We start from the raw sequence: 19896 nt of genomic DNA, 5'->3' as shown, positions 1-19896 counted from the left end.
GCGGCCTCATCAGCCGCGGAACCAGTCGTGCCGGCAGGAGGCGCGGAGTGTCGACATGCCCAGGGCCCTGACCGAAATCCTCGGCCCCATCCGGCCCCGCCCCTGTGACGAACAGTCGGCCGCAATCCTTATCACGTCACGCCGAGGTGGGTCGGGTACTCGGGGAGCGAGGGCCGCGCGGTGAGCTGGGATCGGGTGACTCTGTTCGTGCTCGCGTCGTTCGGCTGCCTCACCTTGCTGCTGACGCAGATCAGTGAGGTGCTGTCGAAAGTGCCTCCGATCATCCGTGCTTGGCGGCGTGTCCAGAACGAGCTGCGCCGCGGCAACCATGACCGTTTAGCGGCCGACCGGCCAGAACGGGAGGAACCCGCGGAGGAAGGGGGAGAGGAGAGGGAGGCGGTGGCACGACGGAACGGGGGCTAACTGATCGTTTCAGAATGAGTTGAACCGCAGGTCTTGCGCCTAGCGATCTTGGTCGGCAAGGTGTCCGGGTGCGTGCTGATCTTGTTCCGGATGACCTGTGGGAGCGCGTGGCTCCGCTCCTGCCACCCGCTCCTGAGCGGCGCCGCCGCCACCCCGGGCGACTGCGTCTTCCCGACCGGGCGGCCCTCACCGGGGTGATGTACGTACTGCGGACCGGCGTCGCCTGGCGTGATGTCCCGGCCGAAACGGTCGGCTGCTCCGGGGTGACGGCCTGGCGCCGCCTGCGGGACTGGACCGAGGCCGGCGTCTGGCCGCGCCTGCACGCAGCCCTGCTGACCGAGCTGCGCCGCGCCGACCTGCTGGATCTTGAACACTGCGCTGTTGACGGCTCGCATGTCCGGGCCCTCAAAGGGGGGATCACGTCGGCCCCTCGCCCGTCGACCGCGCCCGTCCCGGCTCCAAGCACCACCTGATAGTCGACCGGCACGGAACCCCACTCGCCGTCACGCTCACCGGCGGCAACCGCCACGACGTCACCCAGCTGCTGCCGCTGCTCGACGCGGTCCCGCCGATCCGGGGGCTACGAGGACGGCCTCGCCGCAAGCTGCGGCACCTGTATGCCGACCGGGGCTACGACTTCGACAAATACCGCCGCCTGCTGTGGAAGCGCGGCATCAAGCCGATGATCGCCCGCCGCGGCGTCGCCCACGGCTCAGGGCTCGGCAAAGTCCGTTGGGTGGTGGAACGGGCCTTCGCCTGGCTGCACCAGTTCAAACGACTCCGGATCCGCTACGAACGACGCGCCGACCTCCATCAGGGCCTGCTCGAACTGGCATGCAGCCTCATCTGCCTCCGCCGCCTGCGGACCTCACGATGAGACGAGCGGTCAGTTGAGGATGATCGGATTGGTGAGTGCAGCGACGTGCCCGTTGGGATGGCGGACCTCGATGCGGACGAACGCCGAGTCCTCCGCCGTCGTGTCCCACTGCACCGCTCGCGCCCCGTCACCGGGGAAAGGGGCCCGGTGGACCTTTCCCCGATCGGTGTGGAAGCTGACGGTCCCTGCCGGCACACCTCGTACTGCCGCGTGGACTTCCACCTGCCCACCATGAGTCGCGAGCCGCTCACCCACCCCGGCGAAGCGACCATCGGCGTGGGCGGTGAACGACACGTCCACATTCGCCGACTCAGCGATCCAGCTGCGGCCGGCGCGGATCCCGGCCAGGATTGCCTCTGTGCTCAGTTCTTCGGCGAAGACCACGGTGTGAGGGATCCCGATCTGCCCTTCCAAGTGGGTGTCGCTGTTGCCCATCGCCGGCCGCCACGAGCCCGTCTGGAGGTCCGCCGCGAGGCTCCGCCCCCATTCGGCCAGCGCCGCCTCGTTGTCAGCGTTCCAGGGCCGATCCGAAGTCCACAGTCCGTTCCACACCTCCACCACGTCGAAGCCGAGGAAGGGGAACATGAAGTCGCCCGAAGGGTAGGGCGCATGCGGATGCGCGGCAACGCATAGGCCCCCTGCTCGGTGGACCTGGTCCAGGCACTTGTCAACCAGTCCGTCCCTGACCTGATGGTTCCAGTCGACGACCTCGCCGGGATTGATGCCGAGCGCGAGCCAATGCCCGGTCTTCGTGGTCACCTCTTCGCCGAGAAGGATCAAGAAGTCATCGGCGGCCAGATGCCCCCAGACACCCAGGGCCGCGGCTGAGTTGTGGTCCGTCGTCGCGATGAAGTCGAGCCTGGCCGCGCGCGCCCGGACGGCCAACTCTTCAGGGGTGAGTTCCCCGTCGGAGTGGACGGAGTGGACATGGCAGTCCCCGCGGTACCAGGCCGCCCCGCGTCCAACCGCCCGCGACGACGGGAAGCTCAAACTCGACAAGGTTCTCCTCCCAGAGTCCTGTCGAGCCAACGCGCCGCCAGGGCAGCCCATTCCATCGCCCACTGAGCACCATCTCAGTCGAGACGTCAGACCAGATCTCATTCTGAAACGATCAGTAAGGCGAGCGGTGGACGGAACCTAGCCGCCTGCAGCCGGCCATCAAGGCCGCCAGTCCCACCGACAAGACACCTTCACCCTCAGTAACATTTCCCAGCATCGCATGATGCATCATCGAAGCAACCCCGCCGCCTCCGCTTGGCACTTTTCAACGCATCTCATCGTCGTGGTCGCCGCGTGTGCACTGGTTGTGAAACGATCTTCCGCGAGACCCATATTTCCGCAGGTCAGAGGCATGTTCGAGTATTACTACGACCTGTAGAGGTCCCTCCGACCTGCGGAAACGCAGTTCGACCGCTCATCGTTTCCGCAGGTCAGCACCTCGCTGACCTGCGGAAACGCTGGCCTGCCGACTCACGCCGAGTGCTCCTTCGAGCCGTCCCGCGCGGTCTTCGCCGGGCGGGAACGCGGCGCGTTCCTAGTCCGCGGCCAGCGCGGACAGGATGTCGAGGCGCACCGCCCGCGCAGCCGGGGTCAGCGCCGCGAGGACGCCGGCGATCACGGCAGCCGCCACCAGTTCCGCGAGGGTGATCCAGGGCACTGACAGGACGGTTTGACCCTCACCCGCCATGCGATGGAGGGCGATCCCCCAGGCGACGCCGAGCGACACCCCTGACACAGCCCCCAGAGCAGTGATCACGACCGACTCCAAGCGGACCATACGGCGGACTTCGCGGCGTGAGGCGCCGACCGCGCGCAGCATGCCGATCTCGCGCGTCCGTTCCCCGACCGACATGGCCATCGTGTTGGCCACGCCCAGCACCGCGATGACGACCGCGAGGGCCAGGAGCCCGTACGCCATCGAGAGCATCTGGTCGGCGCTGCTTCGGACGGATGCCTTGTAGGCCGCCCGGTCCTGCACGGCCAACTGCGGATACCCGGCCAGCGCCGTGGTGAGCGCCTTCCCGACCGCTGTCGGGTCCGCGCCGCGGGCCGCGAAGGCGAACAGGGTGGTGTCGGAGGCGGTGGGAGCCAGGGCGGACAGGACGTCGAATCCGACGCTGGGCGCGAGTCGTACCCGGCCCATCGACATGCCGGGCGGTTCTTGGCGTTGAACGGCGCCGATCGTCAGGGTCACCGGGGGGCCGCCCGGTCCGGCGAGGGTGACGTGGTCGCCGATGCCGACGCCGAGTCGCTCGGCCATGGCGTCCACGAGGACGATCTGGCCGTGGGCGAGCGCGGCCCGCGGATCGCCCGCTGTGTAAGTCTCGTGCATCGCGGTGGGGAAACCGGGCTCGTCGCCGTAGACGGTGGTGGACAGCGTGGTCGCTCCCGCGGTGAGCGTGGCCCTGGTGATCCGTTCCCTGACGACCTCGCGGATTCCCGGTACGCGCCGCGCCGTCCCGGCGGCCTCGGGTCCGAACTGCGCCTGCGCGTGCTGTCCGCCGATGATGAAGTCCGCGCCGAGCATCCGGTCGGTGCGAGCCGCCATGGAGTCCGAGGCGGAGGCCGCCGAGACGGCCATCGCCGTCGCCACGCAGATACCGATCATCAGCGCGGCAGAGGTGGCCGCGGTGCGGCGCGGGTTGCGCAGGGTGTTCCCGACGGCGATCGCGCCCATCGGCCCGAAGAGCCGCGGGAAGGCGGCCGTCAGGACCGGGACGACGCCGCGGACGAGAGCGGGCCCGAGCGGGAAGAAGGCGATCAGGGTCAGGACCATGCCCGGCGCCGCCGCGGCATGGCCCGCGATCAGCAGACCGGCCCCGGCCAGCAGCAGCGCCGCGCCGGTCAGCGTGCGGCCCCGGCCGGGCCGGGTGCTCGGCGCGGCCGCCTCGCGAAGAGCGGCCATCGCCGGGATGCGTCCCGCACGCCGCGCCGGGATCACCCCGGCGGCCAGCGTGGCCACGGTGCCGACGGCGTAGCCGACGAGCACGGCGGCGGGCCCGACGACCAGCGGGGTCGAGCCCAGGTCGAGGCCGAAGGAGGCCATCGCCGCGTGCAGCCCGACGGCCAGCCCGATCCCGGCGCCGATGCCGAGGGTGGAGCCCAAGAGGCCGAGGACCAGGGCTTCGAGCAGGACGGACCGGTTCACCTGCCGGCGGCTCGCGCCGATCGCGCGCAGCAGGCCGAGCTCGCGGGTCCGGGCCCCGACCAGCATCGAAAACGTGTTGAAGATGAGGAGCACGCCGACCAGGACGGCCACCCCCGCGAAGCCCGTCATCACCATGCCGAGGAAGTCAGTGGTCTGACCTGCCCCGTTGTCCGGGCTCACGGCGGTCGGATCCTTGGCCTGGACCTGGACCGCGTCGCCCAGGGCGGCAGCCAGGCTGCGACGGAGATCGGCGGGCGTCACACCGGCGGCGGCGTCCACCCCGATCGAGGTGGCCGCGCCGGGCCTGCCGAGCAGCCGCCGCTGGGCAGTGGCGGTGTCGACGTAGACGCGGGTGTTGCCCTGGCTGGCGGCCTTGAAGTCGGCGATGCCGGTGACCCTGGCCTCGAACGTGCCGGGGACGGCGACCACCCGGATCGTGTCCCCGATCCGCACGTGGGCGCGGTCGGCCGAGATGCGGTCGAGCACGGCCTCGTCAGGGCCCTGCGGGGCACGGCCGCCGGCGAGCCGCACCGGCGACCGGTCGGAGTCGAACCAGTTGCCCGCCAGGACGGGGATGCTGCTCTTGGCGCCGAAGCCGGACATCCCGCCGGCCGCGTCGATCGCCTTGTCCCGCGAGTCGGTCAGCGTCGCGGTGTCGACCGTGACGTCGAGGTACGCCGCCGCCACGCCCGGGACGGCGCGCACCTTCCCGACCAGGGTGTCGGCGTCCGACAGCGTGCCGCCCTCGCCGACCACGGCCCGCCGCACCGCGTCGCCGACCTCGGCCGACCCCGTGCCCGCCGGCAGCGGGGCGGTGACGGTGACGTCCGGGGCGCTCGCCGCCGCGGCGTCGTCCAGGGCCCGGTTGATCGTGCCGGTGAAGATCATCGTGCCGGTGACGAAGGCCACCGAGAGCACCACGGCAAGGCAGGACATCGCGAGTCGTCCCTTGTGCGCGAAGATGCCGCGCAGCGCCACCTTCAGCATCAGCGGTGCCCCCCGCCTTCGCGCATCCGCTGCAGGACGGCCTCAGCGGTCGGGGACCGCAGCTCGCCGGCCACCCGGCCGTCGGCGAGGAAGACCACGCGGTCGGCGAAGGACGCGGCGGTCGGGTCGTGGGTCACCATGACGACGGTCTGTTCGAGCTCGTCCACGCTCCGGCGCAGCAGCCGCAGCACCTCGGTCCCGGCCTGGGAGTCCAGGTTCCCCGTGGGCTCGTCGGCGAACACGATCTCCGGCCGGCCCGCGAGGGCGCGAGCACAGGCGACCCGCTGCTGCTGCCCGCCGGACAGTTCCGAGGGCCGGTGGCGCAGCCGGTCCGTCAGGCCGAAGGTCACCACGATCTCGTTGAGCCAGGCCCGGTCGGGCGTGCGGCCCGCGATCGCCATGGGCAGGGTGATGTTCTCCAGGGCGGACAGGGCCGGGATGAGGTTGAACGACTGGAAGATGAAGCCGATCCGGTCGCGGCGCAGCTCGGTGAGCTCGCGCTCGCGCAGCGCGGTGAGCTCGATGTCGTCGATCCAGATCCGGCCGCCGTCCACTGAGTCCAGGCCCGCCAGACAGTGCATCAGGGTCGACTTGCCCGAGCCGGACGGACCCATGATCGCGGTGAAGGCGCCGCCCTCGATCTCGACGTCGACGGCGTCCAGCGCTGTGACCTTCGCGTCGCCCGTGCCGTGGATCTTGGTGATCTTCTCGCCGCGGGCGGCGGGCTCGGACACGGGAGCCGGTGTCCGGCCGGAACCCGGTGCTTGATCCGGAGCGGGTGCTCGGTCGAGAGTCATGCGGATGCTCCATCCTTCGAAGATCGTCAGGTACCGGATGGCTTTCCACGATGGCGGTCGCGGCCGGTCCGCCGGATCAGGCCGCGGCACGGAGTCGGTGTCCGGGCCCGGGGCCCGGACACCGTGTGCGCCCCTGGCCTGAGGTACAGGTCCGAAGATGCGACCGCGGACGGATGACCCGCCCACGCGCCCGCGAATAGTGTCAGGGCGTGCACCTTCGGCCCCCGCTCACCAAACGGCTGACCCGCGTCCAACTCGTCGGGCTGGACGTCGCGGTCGGCATCGCGCTCCTGCTGTGGGGGCGTCCCACCGACGCCCAGCTCGCCACCGCCGGACTCTCGCTCCGGGGCTGGTACGCGCTGTTGACCTTGCTGGCCTGCGCGGTGGCGGCCAAACGGCTGTGGCCCCGGCCGGCCCTCGGGGTGTCGCTGGCGACGTACGCCACGATGGCGGCCTACGGGTTCGTCAAGTTCCCGTCGCTGGCGGTCGCGTTCTGCCTCTACCAGTTCGCGCTCTCGCAGCCACGGTGCCGGGCCTTGGTCGGCCTGGTGCTCGCCGAGGCCGTCGTCGGCGTCGGCATGGCGATGGGCAGCAGCTCGATGCTCTTCGACAACGTGTGGGCCGCGATGTGGTTGGGACAGAGTGCGCCGATCGTGGCCTTCTGGGCGGCCGGCATGATGATCAGGTCACAGCGCGCCCACGACGCCGGGCTGCGGGCCCAGGCGGAACGCCAGGCGCAGGCCCGCATCGAGGAGGCGCAGCGGACGGTCATCGAGGAACGTCTGCGCATCGCCCGCGAGTTGCACGACGTGATGGCCCACAGCATGAGCGTGATAGCCGTGCAGGCCGGCGTCGGCCGCCACGTCATCACCGGACACCCCGACGAGGCCGCCAAGGCGCTGACCGCGATCGAGACGGTCAGCCGCACGGCTCTCCGCGAGATGCGGGCCCTGCTCGACGTGCTGCGGGAGGAGCCACCCGCCGCCGACGCGGCGGCCGCCTCGGACCTGGCGAGACCCGGCCTGAGCGACCTCCCCTCCCTGATCGAGCAGACCGGCCGCACCGGGCTCCAGGTCGAGCTGCGGATAAGAGGCGCCGCCCGGCAGCTCCCGCCGTCGATCGACCTGGCCGGCTACCGGATAGTCCAGGAGGCGCTGACCAACTCCGTCAAGCACTCAGCGACCGCCCGCGCCCGGGCCCAGGTCAGCTACCACCCGGACGGCATCGAGATCGAGGTGACCGACGAGGGCCGCGACTGCGCCGGTCTGCCCGGCCGCCCCGGGCCCGCCGTCGCGCCCGACAGCCCTGGCGGCCACGTCGGTCACGGCCTGATCGGCATGCGAGAACGGGTCGCGCTCTCCGGCGGCGACTTCGCCGCCGGCCACCTCCCGCTCGGCGGCTTCCGCGTCTGGGCCCGGTTCCCCACCGGGGAACCGGCGTGAGCGGGGACGTGCGGGTGGTGATCTGCGACGACCAGGCCCTCGTCCGCGCCGGCTTCCGCGTGCTCGTCGACACCACGCCGGGCCTCACGGTGGTCGGCGAGGCCGGCGACGGAGCCGAGGCGGTCGAGGTCATCCGACGGGAACGGCCCGACGTCGCCCTGATGGACATCCAGATGCCCGGGATGGACGGGATCGAGGCCACCCGGCGACTGCTCGGCGGCGAAGACCCGCCACCGGTGCGGATACTGATCCTCACCACCTTCGACCTCGACCGTTATGTGTTCACCGCGCTCCACGCGGGCGCCAGCGGCTTCCTGCTGAAGGACACCCCACCGGAAGACCTCCTCGCGGCCATCGGCGTCATCGCGGACGGCGAGGCTCTGCTCTCCCCCCGCGTGACCCGGAAACTGGTGGCCGAGTTCACCAGGCGCCCCCAGGTGGCGGTCGGAGCGAACCGCCGCCTCGACGAGATCACCGACCGGGAGCGCGAGGTTCTCGTCCTGATCGCGAATGGCATGTCCAACACGGAGATCGCCGACGAACTGCACCTGTCGCACTCCACCGTCAAGTTCCACGTCAGCAGACTCCTCGCCAAGCTCGGTGCCCGGGACCGGGCCCAGCTCGTCATCGCCGCCTACGAGAGCGGCCTCATGAACCACCGGTGAATCGGCCCTCGTGCTTCCGCCGTGGTCCCTCGGGACTCGCCACCCGGTGGGGCGTACTTCCCAGCCGATCCCGCACTCGCGTTCCGGGGCCGGGTGGCGGTGGGTCGGAGGCTGGTGGATCTCGGTGGCCGTGGGTAGGGATGGGCGGGAGACTTGGGACATGGGAACGAGGGGTGGGTCGGCGGGCAAGGTCACGCCGACGGTGTACGTGTCGGTGGACGTCGAGGCGGACGGGCCGATTCCCGGACCGTACTCGATGGTCAGCTTCGGTGCGGTGGTGGCCGGTTGGCACGACGGGGAGGGCTTCCGGCGGGCTCCGGGTGCGGCGGCGGCGTTCTACCGGGAACTGCGGCCGGTCTCCGACGAGTGGGTGCCCGAGGCGCTGGCCGTCTCCGGGCTGGACCGGGCGGCGCTGATCGCGGGCGGCACCGATCCGGGCGTCGGCATGCGTGAGTTCACCCGCTGGCTGGAGCGGCTGCGCACCGGTCCGGACGGGCGGCGGTACCGGCCGGTGATGGTGGGCTATCCCGCCGTCTACGACTGGCAGTTCCTCTACTGGTACCTGGTGCGGTTCACGGGTTCCAGCCCGTTCGGCCACTCGGGCTGCCTGGACGTCAAGACGCTGTACGCGGCGCGGGCGGGCGTGCCGTTCGCCGGGATCGGCAAGCGCTCGATGCCCGAGGAGCTGCTGCCCGACCTGCCGCACACCCACAACGCCCTGGACGACGCCCGGGAGCAGGCCGCGCTGTTCGCCAACCTGATGGAGTGGGACGGGCCGGGCGGCCCGCCCCGGGAGCGGGTCAGCGGACCGTGATCGGGAGGGTCTCGTAGCCGCGCAGGACGAGGCGGTCGCGGCGGGTGGGGACGCCGGCGGGGGCGAGGCGGGGGAAGCGGTCGAGCAGGGCGGGTACCGCGATCTCGCCCTCCAGGCGGGCGAGTTGGCTGCCGAGGCAGAAGTGCGGGCCGCCGCCGAAGCTGAGCGGCTGGCTGTCGGTGCGGGTGGGGTCGAAGCGGTCCGGGTGGGGGTAGCGGGCCGGGTCGTGGTTGGCGGCGCCCAGCAGGGTGATGACCACGGTGCCGGTCGGGGCGGGCACGCCGGCCACCGTGAGATCGGGCCCGGTGGAGATCCGGGAGGTCAGCTGGACCGGGGAGTCGTAGCGCAGCACCTCGTCGATGAAGAGCGGGGGGTCGAACGCGCCGGTGCGCAGGCCCTCGGCGGCCGCCGGGTGGCGGAAGAGCAGGGCGAGGCCGTTGCCGAGGAGGTTGGTGGTGGTCTCGAAGCCCGCCACCAGGAGGAGGGCGAGGTTGCTCAGCAGTTCCTCGCCGGAGATCCGGTCCGGGGAGTCGGCGGCGATCCGGGCCAGGTCGCTGACCAGGTCGCCGGTCGGGCGGGCCAGCCGCTCGGCGGTCAACTCCTCGAAGTAGGCCGACAGTTCAACGGCCGCGACATCGGCGGCGGCCAGTTCGCCGAGGTCCTGGATGAGTTCCAGGGCGATGGTGAGGTCCGAGGCGAGGCCGCGGAAGCGGTGGCGGTCGGCGGCGGGGATGCCGAGCAGTTCGCAGATCACCTCGACCGGGAGCCGGAAGGCGAAGGCGTCCATGAAGTCGACAGGCGAGCCGTCGGCGCCCCGGTCGGCCAGTTCGTCGAGCAGCCGCTCCACGGTGGCCTCGATCGCCGGCCGCAGCGCGGCCACCCGGCGGGCGTTGAAGGCCGAGGCGATGAGCGAGCGGACCCGGCCGTGGTCGGGGGCGTCGCGTTCGAGGATCGAGCGGCCGAACAGCGCGACGGAGGGATGGGCGAACAGGTCCGCGCGATCGTCGGAGGGGGTGCCGATCTCCTCCCGGGCGAAGGCGGGGTTGCGCAGCACCTGGTTGGCGGCGGTGTGCCCGACCACCAGCACCGCCCCGGGGCCGGCCGGGGCGGCCGCGCCGAGTTCGTGCGCCCGCGCGTAGAGCGGGTAGGGGTCGAGGCGCCCCTCGGTGGTCATGAGCTGCTCGATGATCGACGCGCCGTCCATCCGGTCTTCCCCTCCGTGGATCCAACTCCCGGACGGACAACTGTTGGTGGGCGGAGGGGAGTTCCCGGGGGGTCCGAAGGCGGTCCCGGGCAGGGCCGGGCCTGCGACGCGGGAGGGGCCTCGGGGCGGGGACGGTCGGTAGGCTGGCGGGATGGAGATCTGGATCAACCCCCGCTGCGGGAAGTGCCGCACCGCGCTGAACGAGCTGAACGGCGCCGGCGTCACGTTCACCGTGCGGCGCTACCTGGAGGACCCGCCGAGCGTCGCCGAACTGGAGCAGGTGCTGGAGCGGCTGGGCCTGGAGCCGTGGGACATCACCCGGGCCGACGAGCAGGTGGCCAAGGACCTCGGCATGAAGCAGTGGGGCCGGGAGGCCGGTGACCGGGCGCGCTGGCTCGCGGCGATGGCCGAGCACCCGATCCTGATCCAGCGCCCGATCATCACCGCCGACGACGGGCACGCCGTGGTCGCCCGCACCCCCGAGGCCCTCAAGTCCGTCATGCCCTGAGGCGTGGAACGGGCGACCGGGCGGGGCGGCCGGAGAGCGCGGCCGGGCGGCGGGACGGCCGTCAGCGGCGTTCGAACCGCCGCACCGGCTCGCCCGGGCGCCAGGAGCTGATCCGCACCGCATCGCCCTCGACGGTGGTGTGCACGACCTGCTCCAGCTCCAGCCGGAAGGCGTGGTACGGGCCGGGCGGCGGCTCGGGCAGCTCGGCCTCGTAGGCGGCGATGTCCGTCGCGTCGGTGAGTTCGACGGCCCGGCCGGACAGCTTGGAATCGCCCTCGGCCAGCGTCGGGTCGCTCGGGTTGCTGTGCAGCGCGAAGCGGGCGTCGCGGCGCAGGTCCAGCGCCTTGACCGCGCCGTGCATCGACCCGAGCATGACGTCGGCCCCGATGAAGTCCACCTCGGTGCCGCTCACCCGGGGCGAGCCGTCCTCACGGAGCGTCGCCAGGACGTGGTGCTTGTTGGCCTCGAAGCGGGCCCGTACGGCGGGGGCCAGGTCCGGTGCCTCGTGCTCGAAATCCTGCCAGGTAGCCATGGCGCCAGTGTGGCACCGGGCACCGACAACCGCCGTCCGGTGTCGGTGCCCGGTGCCACACTGGCCGGGTGACCACTACCACCACCTACATCGCCTTCCTGCGGGCCGTGAACGTCGGCGGGCGGACCGTCAGGATGGAACGGCTGCGCGCGCTGTTCGGCGAGCTCGGCCTGGAGCGGGTCGGCTCCTACATCCAGAGCGGCAACGTCTTCTTCACCGCCGACGCCACCGACACGGCGGGCCGGACCGCGCTGACCGCGAGGATCGAGCGCCACCTGGAGGAGCAGCTGGGCTACCCGGTACCGGTGCTGCTGCGCACGGTGGACGAGGTCCAGGCGGTGCTGGACGCCGAGCCGTTCGCGGGCGTCGAGGCGACGCCGGACGTGCGGCTCACGGTGAACTTCCTCTCCGAGCCGCTGCCGGCCGACTTCCCGATCCCGTACACCTCGCCGAAGGGTGACTACGAGGTGATCGGCGCCGACTCCGGCACCGCGTTCGTCGTGGTGCACCTGAAGGACGGCAAGTGGGTCACCAGCGGTTCGCTCTTCGGAAAGTCCTACCGGGGCTTGGCGACCTCGCGGTTCCTGCACACCACGGTCAAGATCCTCGCCGCCGCGCGGAAGGCCTGAGCCTCTCGGAAGGGCCGAGCCGCGCGGAAGGGCCGAGCCGCGCGGAAGGCCCATGCCCGCCCACCACCACTCGGAGGCCCCGTTGGCCCGTTCCGCGCTGGACGCCTACGTCGCGCTGCTCGACCGCTCCTTCGTCCGGATCGCGGAGGCGGCGGCCGACGGCCGGAGCTTCGACCGCGCGACGGTCGCGCGCTGCGCGGCCGTCTGGGACAACAACACCTTCCCGCTGTTCATGACCGTGACCCGCCGGACCGCGCTGCGCCGGGAGCGGGCCGCGCGGGCCGGGCTGCGGTGGATGGCCGGGCTGGGCGAGGCGCGGTACGCGTGGATGGTGGAGCAGTCGGCGGCGGCCGGGCACCCGGTCGAGGGGCTGATACCCGCGCCGCCCCCGGACGACCACAGCCCCTACCGGGGGTACCACGGGACGCTCTTCCCGGTGAGCGGGCCGCTGACGGAGACGGCCGTGGACGGGTACGACCTCTCCCGTGCCCGTCTGCTGGGGCTGGAGGTGGAACTGTCCGGCACGCGGCTGCACGCGGCCCTGGAGGTGGAGGTGCCGCGCGTGTACGGCCTTCCCGAGGGGGACGGGGCGACCGGACATCCCGCGCCGCGGCTGTACCTGCGGCTGGACGAGGTGTCGGTGGCGGAGTTCGACGCCGGACCGGCCGTGACGGGTCCGCTGGAGTGGCGGGCGGACGCGGACGGGGTGGACCTGCGGGTGGCCGGGGTCGGGCTGCTGCGGGCGGCCCGGGCCGCGCTGACCGTCGAGGACCGGTACTGGTACCTGACCCCGGCCGGGCGGGCGGCGGACGCCGCGACACCGGTGGAGCGGCGGCCCGGGAGGCTCGGGCGGCTGGGGCGGAACCGGCGCGGTCGCCCTCCCGGCCCGCCGTTCACCGTCCGCGAGGGCGGGGCGCACCGACTGGCGGCGGCGCTCGTGCACCGCGCGATGCTGGAGATCCGGATGGCCCGCTTCCCCGGATCGGCCTCCCGCCGCACGATCCTGGAGGTCTGCCGGATCTTCGAGGGGTCCGGGACGGACCTGCTGGCGGCGGCCCGGCGGGGCGAGGAGGGCGGGCGCGCCCTGATCGAACGGTGGGTGGCGCGCGGCGGCGACGCGTGGGCGGGCTGGTTCGCGGAGCAGCTCGCCCTGGGGCGCCGGGACGGCCCGACCGGGGAGTGGGCGGAGCGTCTGGCCGACCGGCTGCGGGCGGTGCCGAAGCCCGTCGCCGGGCCGCGGCCGCGGCCCGAACGGGCGGCGGTGCGACTGCTGCTGGTCCGCTTCGCCGGTCACGGCTACGACCCGACCGAGCCCGCGTCGGCGGTCGTCCACCTCGCGGTGCCGCCCGAGGAGGCCGGGCCGTGGGAGCTGGTCGTGGCGAAGGTCGAGCGGCTGGAGCGGTTCCGGCTCGACGCGGCGGGGTTCGGCGCGACGGGCTCCGGCGCGACGGGCTCCGGCACGGCGGCGCCGGTGCGGAAGGACGGTGGGCGGCTGACGGTGGGCGCCGGCCTCGCGCTGGAGTGGCGGTCCGGGGAATCTGGACAGGTGGGCGGGGGCGCCCGAGAATCGGTCCATGACGTCGCGTGAGAACCGGACCCGAGTGGTCCGGCCGTCCGAGGCCGAGCGGGAACGGGCCCTCGGGGTCCTGCGGGAGGGCGCGGGGAACGGCCGACTGTCGCACGACACCTTTCTCGGGCGGCTGGACCTCGTCCTCCACGCGGGCAGCCGCGCCGAGCTGAACGCGGTGATGGCCGACCTGCCGGCCGGCAACCCGGTGGGGCGCTTCGCGCTGCGGGTGGTCGGCCGGGTCTCCGCGTTCGGGGTCCGGGTGGGCGAGGCCTGGCGGGCCGAGCGGCTGCCGGGGCTGAGCCTCCCGGAGGCCGGGGCCGGGCAGTTGACGATAGGCCGGATCCCCGGGTCGGGGCTGCGGCTGAACGACGCGTCCGTCTCCCGGCATCACGCCGAGCTGCGACGGGAGGGCGACGGCTGGGTGCTGTACGACCTCGGCTCGACCAACGGCACGCACGTCAACGGGTTCCGGATCGTCGGCGGGGTGCGGGTACGGCCGGGCGACCAGGTGCGGTTCGGCAACCTGGAGTTCCGGCTCGCCACCGCCTGACCGGCCGTCAGTGCGGGAACTGGCGGGGCGGCCGCTGGGACGGCAGCGAGTCCTGGAACTCGCCGATGGCGCTGCTGATCTGCCGCATCAGGACGGTGTGTTCGATCCGGTCGAGGTAGCGGTGCTCGGCGGCCAGGGCCTCCACCGTGACGCCGAAGTAGAGCGTCATCAGCGGATTGACGAAGAGGGTGCTGCCGCTGGTCCGGGAGGTGAACCGGACGTCGCCGAACTCGCCGCGCAACGCGGCCGCCACCGAGCCCTGGACGATGCTCGGGTGCAGCGGGAACGCCTCCCGGGCGTGCTCGACGGCGTCCAGGTAGAGGGCGCCCTCCCGGCTGTCGCGCGGAACGGAGAAGGCACCGAGGTAGCCGCCGGCCCGGTCGATCGCGGCGAGGTTCTCCAGCACCAGGGCGTGGTTGACCCCGTGGTAGGCGTCGATGCCGAAGCCGAGGCAGGCGACCAGGCGCTCCGGGACCTCGCTGAGGCCGGCGACGGCGGCGAGGCTGGCCATGTCCTCCTCGGGCGTGCCGAGGCCGGCCTCGTCGCCGCGCATCAGGATGTCGGTCCCGCCGTCGACCAGCAGGACGGCGTCGGTGCCGAGCCGGCCGGTGAGGGCCCGGTAGGCGGCGCGCAGCGGCCGGACGCCCGTTCTGGGGAACGCCCAGACGGCGTCGGGCATGCCGTGCAGCCGGAGCCAGCGGGCCAGCGTCCGCTCCGGGAAGTAGCCCTCGGTGGCGGGGGTGTCGGGGCCGATGAGGGCCAGGTCGGGTTCCTGCCAGACGTCGGCGGGCAGGCCGTCGAGCGCGCTGAAGGAGAGGTTGGCGAGGTGCACCTCCTTGCCGGCCGCGCGCAGGGCGAGGGCGAGCGGCAGGCCCGCGTAGACGTCGAAGCCGCCACCCGCGCCGGCGATCAGGATGCGCTCGGCGGCGAGCAGGCGGGTGATCAGCGGGGGCTGGAGGAGGGAGGTCACCGGGGGACGCTAGCACCGGGGCCGTGGGCGGCGGGGCGAATTGTCAGTGGTGGGTGCTTCGATACGGACATGGACCAGGACACCGTGGAGAGCACCCTTGCCGCCGAGGTACTGCGGGACGCCGAGGAGCGGACCCGTGAGCTGATCCGGTGCGGCTTCCAGGAGCCGGACGAGATAGCCGAGTCCCTGGTCGAGGACCTCGCCGACCAGGGGCTGACGGTGGAGGAGGCGGAGCGCATCGTCGCTCCGCTGTGGCAGGAGCGTCTGCGGGAGCAGGCCGGCTGGCCGGAGACGACCGACGTCGACCGGCTGGAGGCCGCCTTCGACGCCCTGGAGGAGCTGGGCATCGTCGCCGCGATGGACTTCACCTGTTGCGCGAACTGCGGCTACGCCGAGATCGGGGGCGAGGCCGAGGAGGGCTCGCGCGGCTTCGTGTTCTTCCATCAGCAGGACACCGAACGGGCCGCCGGGGGTGGTTCGTTGATGCTGCGGTACGGCGGGTTCCAGGTGGACGGCGAGTCGACCGAGGCGGCCGTGCGGCGGACGGCCGAGGTCGGGCGCGAGGTCGCCGCCGCGCTGGCGGCGGCCGGGCTTCCGGTGGAGTGGGACGGCTCGCCGGAGACGGCGATCGCGGTCACGCCGATCAGCTGGCTCAACCGCCTGCCGGAGTAGCCACCGCACGTCGTCCGCCGCACTCCTTCCACTGCGCACCTTCCCGCGCCGGACCGGCCGGCGCGGGAAGGGTCAGCGGACGACGTGGAGTTCGGCGGTGTGCTCGCGCGCGTTCGCGTGGCGCAGGCTGACCGTCGCGGAGCCGAAGACGGTATCGGTGCCCTCGGTGAGGGTCTTGGTCTCGTCGCCGAGTTTGACCTCGGCCGTGGTGTCGGTGATCCGGCCGACGGTCAGCTTGAGCGTCTTGGCGCCGCCGAACACCTCGGCGCTGTACGTGGAGTCGGCGTTCTCGGTGCGGACGGCGACGTCGCAGCTGTTGTCGTCGAGGCAGAGCGCGACGCCGCCCTTGCAGGCGGTGAGACCGGCGCCGAGGAGCACGACGGCGCCGACCGCGAGGGCGGCCGAGCGGACGGCCGGCACCCGGCGGCGGCCGGGGCGACGGGTCGGACGGTGGTCCTGGTGCGGAGAGGTGGGCGCGCTGGTCATGGCATCGACGGTAGGCGCACGCCGGCCGTCGGGCATCGCCCGGCGGCGGTACGCGGCCCCTGGCCCGCCCCGGACGACCCCGGACCGCCGCCACCGCCGAACCCGAGGGGGAAACCCCTAGGGGTCAGCAGGAGTTGACGACGCGACCAGCGATGCCTCGATCCCGGCGACGACGATCGCCAGGCCGCGCTCGAAGCGCCGCTCGAAGTCGCCGAAGAGCTCCCGGCTCGCGGCGGCGGCGAGGGCGTGCTCGGGATCGATGCCCGCCGCCCGCCGGTCCGGGTCGTAACCGGGCGCCCGCTCCCCCGGCATCGGGTGGACGGCCTGCTCCTCGATCACGAAGCCGATGGTGAACGCGTACGCGGTGGTGAAGGCCGAGACGGCGTCCGCGAGTTCGAAGCCCGCCCGGCCCAGCACCGCGAGCAGGGCCTGCTGCCCCTCGGCGTGCCCGGAGTCGGTGAGCCGGGTGCCGCTGAAGACCTTGGCACCGTCCCGGTAGCCGAGCAGCGCGGTGCGCAGGCCACGGCAAGTGCCGGCGACCGCCTCCTGCCAGGCCTCCGGAACGGCGGGCGCCTTGGCGGACATCCGGCGGAGCATCTCGGTGGCCATCTCGTCGAGCAGCGCCTGCTTGTTGGCGAAGTGCCAGTACAGCGCGGGTGCCTTGACGTCCAGCTCGGTCGCGATCCGGCGCAGGGTGAGCCCGTCCAGCCCGGTCTCGTCGAGCAGGCGCAGGGCGGCGTCGACCACCTGGGCACGGTCCAGCTTCGGCGGCATGTCGCACTTCCCTCCAGGTGGCTGCCGTCGTCCCGACGCCAACGTCCGACATTGACAATTTAATACCGTTAAGCCGATGCTTCTGGACGTCCTCCACTTAACAACGTTAAGGAGAGTGTGCGATGGCGCACGCCCAGAACCGGAGCCGGACCGAGGTCCTGATCGTCGGCGCCGGGCCGACCGGACTGACCCTCGCCTGCGACCTGGCCCGGCGCGGGGTGTCCGCGCTGCTGGTCGAACGGGCCCCGGCGCTCTTCCCCGGCTCACGCGGCAAGGGCCTCCAGCCCCGCACCCAGGAGGTCTTCGAGGACCTCGGCCTGCTCGCCGCCGTCCACGCCGCCGGCGGCCCGTACCCGCGCATGATGAGCTGGGAGAACGGCGAACGGCAGGGCGAGTGGGACCTCGTCGGGCACGCCGAGCCCGACCCGACCGTGCCGTTCCCGGCCGTCTGGATGCTCCCGCAGTGGCGCACCCAGGAGCTGCTGCACGAGCGGCTGCGCGAACTGGGCGGCGAGGTCGCCTTCGGCACCGCGCTGAACGGCCTCGACCAGCACCCTGACCGGGTCGAGGCCCGGCTGACCGGACCCGACGGCACGGGCCGCACGGTCACCGCCCACTATCTGGTCGCCGCCGACGGCGGACGGTCGACCGTCCGCCGGGCGGTCGGCATCCCGATGACGGGCGAGCGGGTCGACCCGCGGCCCGCTCTGGTCGCCGACGTCGAGATCGACGGCCTGGACCGCGAGAACTGGCACTGCTGGCCGAAGGCGCCCGGCGGCGCGCTGCTGCTCTGCCCGCTGCCGAGCACCACCGCCTTCCAGCTGTTCGCCCAGTTCGGCCCGGCGAACAACGACCCGGCGGCCGACGGCCCACCGGACGACGGCCCGACGGAGCCCGACACCTCGGCGGAGGGCGTGCGGCGGACCATCGCCGCCCGCACCCACCTGCCGGAGTCCGCGGTCGGCGCCGTGCACTGGGCCTCCGGCTTCCGGCCGCGCGCGGCGCTCGCCGAGCGCTTCCGCGAGGGCCGGGTCTTCCTGGCCGGCGACGCGGCGCACATCCACTCCCCGGCCGGCGGCCAGGGCCTCAACACCAGCGTCCAGGACGCGTACAACCTGGGCTGGAAGCTGGGCCAGGTGCTGCGGCACGGCGCCGACGAGGCGCTGCTCGACAGCTACGAGCGGGAGCGCCTGCCGATCGCCGCCGACGTACTGGAGATCTCCACCCGACTGCACCGCGCGGGCGGGGTCCGGGCCGGCGGGCTGCGGCGCGGCCCACGCACCGAGCAGCTCGGGCTCGGCTACGAGGACGGTCCGCTGACCGTCGAGGCGCGCCCCGACCTGCCCGAGGAGGCGTTGCGGGCCGGCGAGCGGGCACCCGACGCCCCGCTGGACGGCGCGCGGCTGGACGGCGCACCGGTGAACGCCCTGGCCGGACGCCGGCTGTTCGAGCTGCTGCGCGGCCCCCGGGTCACCGTGCTCGCGATCGGCCACGCCCTGCCGCGGCTGCCCGCCGGGGTGCGCGGACACCGCGTCGACGGCGGCGTCGCGCAGCGGGTGTACGGGCGGGGCCTGTTCGTCGTCCGGCCGGACGGCTACCTGGGCCTGGCCACCCGCGACCCGGCCGATCTGCCGGGCTACCTGGCCCGGTTCGGCCTGCGCTGACCCCCACGCGCCCGCGCCCGCTCCTGCGCCTGCAGCCGAGGCATACGCCATCGACATATGCCACGCGCGTAGATCAATGGCCCACGAAAAGCCCCCGCGCTCAGTCGTTCGCCGCGTCCCACGCCCCGGGCGCCCCCCACAGCGGCGCCGTGCACCGCTGGTAGGTGGCCTGCCAGTGCGGCCAGTGCCGGGCCACCAGGTCGTCGCAGTCGGAGAGCAGCCGCTCGACCGTCGCCGGCTCGACGCCGTCCAGCAGCCAGGCGAGCGCGTCCGGGCTGCCCGGACCCTCCGCCGAGTGCAGCACGTCCAGCAGTTCGGGCAGGCTCCCGACCCGCGAGTTCTCCGCGAAGACCCGCTCCATCTGCGGCAGCAGCTGGCGCTCCTCGGTCCGCAGGTGGGTCTCCAGCCGGGCCGCCAGGTCCTCGATGGCGTACGCCACCGGCCAGACCGAGCCGGTGTCCCGGCTGGCGATCCGGACCAGGGTGGTGACCCGGGTGAACGAGTGGTCGAGGTTGTGGTGGTCCGCCTCCAGCCAGTTCAGCAGCAGCCGCAGCTCGGGCGCGAACCGGCGCACGATCGGCCAGATCCGGGTGTCCTGCTGCTCGTGGTGGCAGGTCAGCATGGCGGTGACGAAGGTCCAGTGCCGCAGCAGCGCGGCACCCTTCTCGTCCTCGCCGGGCTGCAGCAGCCGAAGCGCGTTGGGCAGCCTGGCGAGGTCCCGGCGGAGCGCGGCGTGCACCAGGCGCAGTCCGGCGAAGCGGACGGCCTGCGGTTCCTCGTCGACGGCGTGCTCGTGCGCTGGGCCGCCCTGGGCGGGCACTGCCGGCGAGACCGGGGACGCTACGGGCAGCAGGTGGCTGGGCATGGCACTCTTTTCACGCTCGGACAGGGGCCTGGCTCGGCCTGGCACAACTGGCGGGATGACGCTCCCACCACAGTGGTGGGAGGACATCAGAGGCGAATCAATGTCCGATTGACGTGCAGCTCAGCGGCCGTTCGGCCGGTTCCGGCAGGCGCGCCGGCAAACGCGGGCGCAACATTCCGCCGCGCGATCCGCCGCGCGATCGACGACGGGGCCGGGGGGGGGCCGCCCGGCCCCCCGGCCCCCCCCGCCCCCGGCCCGGCCCCCCCGCGCCCGGGGGCGGCGGCGCACCGCCCCCCCCGGGGGTGGGGGGGCCCCCCAA

At 73.1% G+C, this 19896-nt stretch carries 19 protein-coding genes; 10 read left to right on the top strand and 9 right to left on the bottom strand.

Translation table 11 applies throughout. The features are described 5' to 3' along the window. Window positions 1-491: 491 nt before the first annotated feature. Window positions 492-1300, top strand: a protein-coding gene (locus tag ACFVVU_RS28225) for an IS5 family transposase (protein WP_387793069.1) whose coding sequence is annotated in 2 segments (ribosomal slippage) — window positions 492-818 and window positions 821-1300 — 807 coding nt in all. Because the reading frame shifts where the segments join, the coding sequence is not laid out codon by codon here. A gap of 9 nt (window positions 1301-1309) precedes the next feature. Here the strand turns inward: ACFVVU_RS28225 and ACFVVU_RS28220 are convergent. The 3 genes from ACFVVU_RS28220 to ACFVVU_RS28210 form a co-directional block, all read right to left on the bottom strand. After that, on the bottom strand, window positions 1310-2299 hold the full coding sequence (locus ACFVVU_RS28220) for a CehA/McbA family metallohydrolase (protein ID WP_387793067.1): 990 nt from the start codon (window positions 2297-2299) through the stop codon (window positions 1310-1312). A 535-nt stretch (window positions 2300-2834) separates the two neighbouring features. Continuing rightward, the gene (locus tag ACFVVU_RS28215; RefSeq protein WP_387793065.1) at window positions 2835-5435 is read right to left on the bottom strand and encodes an ABC transporter permease; all 2601 of its coding nucleotides are present in this window, start codon (window positions 5433-5435) and stop codon (window positions 2835-2837) included. After that, complete coding sequence (locus ACFVVU_RS28210) at window positions 5435-6232, bottom strand: ABC transporter ATP-binding protein (RefSeq protein ID WP_380685062.1); 798 nt, start codon at window positions 6230-6232, stop codon at window positions 5435-5437. Before ACFVVU_RS28210 ends, ACFVVU_RS28215 begins: the two co-directional genes overlap by 1 nt. Before the next feature lie 209 nt (window positions 6233-6441). On the opposite strand from ACFVVU_RS28210, the gene ACFVVU_RS28205 reads away from it, so the two are divergent. From ACFVVU_RS28205 to ACFVVU_RS28195, 3 genes are all read left to right on the top strand, one after another. Further along, window positions 6442-7674, top strand: coding sequence for a sensor histidine kinase (locus ACFVVU_RS28205; protein WP_380685063.1), 1233 nt, complete (start codon window positions 6442-6444; stop codon window positions 7672-7674). Then, window positions 7671-8339, top strand: coding sequence for a response regulator (locus ACFVVU_RS28200; RefSeq protein WP_380685064.1), 669 nt, complete (start codon window positions 7671-7673; stop codon window positions 8337-8339). The genes ACFVVU_RS28205 and ACFVVU_RS28200 overlap by 4 nt, the downstream gene beginning before the upstream one ends. 160 nt (window positions 8340-8499) lie before the next feature. Further along, the gene (locus tag ACFVVU_RS28195) at window positions 8500-9153 is read left to right on the top strand and encodes an exonuclease (protein ID WP_387793063.1); all 654 of its coding nucleotides are present in this window, start codon (window positions 8500-8502) and stop codon (window positions 9151-9153) included. Here the strand turns inward: ACFVVU_RS28195 and ACFVVU_RS28190 are convergent. Then, on the bottom strand, window positions 9140-10357 hold the full coding sequence (locus ACFVVU_RS28190; RefSeq protein ID WP_387793061.1) for a cytochrome P450: 1218 nt from the start codon (window positions 10355-10357) through the stop codon (window positions 9140-9142). The genes ACFVVU_RS28195 and ACFVVU_RS28190 overlap by 14 nt on opposite strands. Window positions 10358-10508: 151 nt before the next feature. Between ACFVVU_RS28190 and ACFVVU_RS28185 the strand changes: the two genes are divergently transcribed. Beyond that, window positions 10509-10865, top strand: a complete 357-nt coding sequence (locus tag ACFVVU_RS28185) for an arsenate reductase family protein (protein ID WP_355361899.1) — start codon at window positions 10509-10511, stop codon at window positions 10863-10865. A gap of 61 nt (window positions 10866-10926) precedes the next feature. Here the strand turns inward: ACFVVU_RS28185 and ACFVVU_RS28180 are convergent, their stop codons facing one another. Continuing rightward, complete coding sequence (locus ACFVVU_RS28180) at window positions 10927-11397, bottom strand: pyridoxamine 5'-phosphate oxidase family protein (protein ID WP_387793059.1); 471 nt, start codon at window positions 11395-11397, stop codon at window positions 10927-10929. Between the two features lie 68 nt (window positions 11398-11465). On the opposite strand from ACFVVU_RS28180, the gene ACFVVU_RS28175 reads away from it, so the two are divergent. Genes ACFVVU_RS28175 through ACFVVU_RS28165 form a run of 3 tightly spaced genes read left to right on the top strand, consistent with a single transcriptional unit; the run spans window position 11466 to window position 14146 of the window. After that, the gene (locus ACFVVU_RS28175; RefSeq protein ID WP_387793057.1) at window positions 11466-12026 is read left to right on the top strand and encodes a DUF1697 domain-containing protein; all 561 of its coding nucleotides are present in this window, start codon (window positions 11466-11468) and stop codon (window positions 12024-12026) included. A gap of 52 nt (window positions 12027-12078) precedes the next feature. After that, window positions 12079-13614, top strand: coding sequence for a hypothetical protein (locus tag ACFVVU_RS28170; protein ID WP_387793055.1), 1536 nt, complete (start codon window positions 12079-12081; stop codon window positions 13612-13614). Beyond that, window positions 13601-14146 (top strand): FHA domain-containing protein, encoded by a 546-nt coding sequence (locus ACFVVU_RS28165; RefSeq protein ID WP_380686429.1) that lies wholly within the window; start codon window positions 13601-13603, stop codon window positions 14144-14146. Before ACFVVU_RS28170 ends, ACFVVU_RS28165 begins: the two co-directional genes overlap by 14 nt. 7 nt (window positions 14147-14153) lie before the next feature. Here ACFVVU_RS28165 and ACFVVU_RS28160 read toward each other — a convergent pair whose 3' ends face one another. Then, on the bottom strand, window positions 14154-15116 hold the full coding sequence (locus tag ACFVVU_RS28160; protein ID WP_387793053.1) for a DUF1152 domain-containing protein: 963 nt from the start codon (window positions 15114-15116) through the stop codon (window positions 14154-14156). 69 nt (window positions 15117-15185) lie between these two features. On the opposite strand from ACFVVU_RS28160, the gene ACFVVU_RS28155 reads away from it, so the two are divergent. Further along, a complete protein-coding gene (locus tag ACFVVU_RS28155) occupies window positions 15186-15788 on the top strand; it encodes a DUF6891 domain-containing protein (RefSeq protein ID WP_380686425.1) in 603 nt (200 codons plus the stop codon). Window positions 15789-15860: 72 nt separating this feature from the next. Here the strand turns inward: ACFVVU_RS28155 and ACFVVU_RS28150 are convergent, their stop codons facing one another. Continuing rightward, the gene (locus ACFVVU_RS28150) at window positions 15861-16274 is read right to left on the bottom strand and encodes a hypothetical protein (RefSeq protein ID WP_380686423.1); all 414 of its coding nucleotides are present in this window, start codon (window positions 16272-16274) and stop codon (window positions 15861-15863) included. A gap of 117 nt (window positions 16275-16391) precedes the next feature. Further along, window positions 16392-17048 (bottom strand): TetR/AcrR family transcriptional regulator C-terminal domain-containing protein, encoded by a 657-nt coding sequence (locus tag ACFVVU_RS28145; RefSeq protein ID WP_380686421.1) that lies wholly within the window; start codon window positions 17046-17048, stop codon window positions 16392-16394. A gap of 122 nt (window positions 17049-17170) precedes the next feature. On the opposite strand from ACFVVU_RS28145, the gene ACFVVU_RS28140 reads away from it, so the two are divergent. Beyond that, a complete protein-coding gene (locus ACFVVU_RS28140; protein ID WP_387793049.1) occupies window positions 17171-18712 on the top strand; it encodes an FAD-dependent monooxygenase in 1542 nt (513 codons plus the stop codon). A gap of 100 nt (window positions 18713-18812) precedes the next feature. On the opposite strand, the gene ACFVVU_RS28135 is transcribed toward ACFVVU_RS28140, so the two are convergent. Beyond that, entirely contained in the window at window positions 18813-19577 is a 765-nt protein-coding gene (locus tag ACFVVU_RS28135; RefSeq protein ID WP_380686417.1) for a hemerythrin domain-containing protein, read from the bottom strand. Between the last annotated feature and the right edge of the window lie 319 nt (window positions 19578-19896).

The sequence above is a fragment of the Kitasatospora sp. NPDC057965 genome, assembly GCF_042887135.1.
Taxonomy (GTDB): Bacteria; Actinomycetota; Actinomycetes; order Streptomycetales; family Streptomycetaceae; genus Kitasatospora.
Note: the sequence above shows the minus strand (reverse complement) of the source record. Positions and strands in the feature narration are given on the sequence as shown.

Bases quoted from the DNA above. Each gene is read 5' to 3' on its own strand.
- ACFVVU_RS28145 (WP_380686421.1), bottom strand. From the start codon at position 17,048: ATGCCGCCGAAGCTGGACCGTGCCCAGGTGGTCGACGCCGCCCTGCGC.
- ACFVVU_RS28155 (WP_380686425.1), top strand. From the start codon at position 15,186: ATGGACCAGGACACCGTGGAGAGCACCCTTGCCGCCGAGGTACTGCGG.
- ACFVVU_RS28190 (WP_387793061.1), bottom strand. From the start codon at position 10,357: ATGGACGGCGCGTCGATCATCGAGCAGCTCATGACCACCGAGGGGCGC.
- ACFVVU_RS28210 (WP_380685062.1), bottom strand. From the start codon at position 6,232: ATGACTCTCGACCGAGCACCCGCTCCGGATCAAGCACCGGGTTCCGGC.
- ACFVVU_RS28215 (WP_387793065.1), bottom strand. From the start codon at position 5,435: ATGCTGAAGGTGGCGCTGCGCGGCATCTTCGCGCACAAGGGACGACTC.
- ACFVVU_RS28150 (WP_380686423.1), bottom strand. From the start codon at position 16,274: ATGACCAGCGCGCCCACCTCTCCGCACCAGGACCACCGTCCGACCCGT.
- ACFVVU_RS28185 (WP_355361899.1), top strand. From the start codon at position 10,509: ATGGAGATCTGGATCAACCCCCGCTGCGGGAAGTGCCGCACCGCGCTG.
- ACFVVU_RS28135 (WP_380686417.1), bottom strand. From the start codon at position 19,577: ATGCCCAGCCACCTGCTGCCCGTAGCGTCCCCGGTCTCGCCGGCAGTG.
- ACFVVU_RS28180 (WP_387793059.1), bottom strand. From the start codon at position 11,397: ATGGCTACCTGGCAGGATTTCGAGCACGAGGCACCGGACCTGGCCCCC.
- ACFVVU_RS28170 (WP_387793055.1), top strand. From the start codon at position 12,079: ATGCCCGCCCACCACCACTCGGAGGCCCCGTTGGCCCGTTCCGCGCTG.
- ACFVVU_RS28165 (WP_380686429.1), top strand. From the start codon at position 13,601: ATGACGTCGCGTGAGAACCGGACCCGAGTGGTCCGGCCGTCCGAGGCC.
- ACFVVU_RS28195 (WP_387793063.1), top strand. From the start codon at position 8,500: ATGGGAACGAGGGGTGGGTCGGCGGGCAAGGTCACGCCGACGGTGTAC.
- ACFVVU_RS28140 (WP_387793049.1), top strand. From the start codon at position 17,171: ATGGCGCACGCCCAGAACCGGAGCCGGACCGAGGTCCTGATCGTCGGC.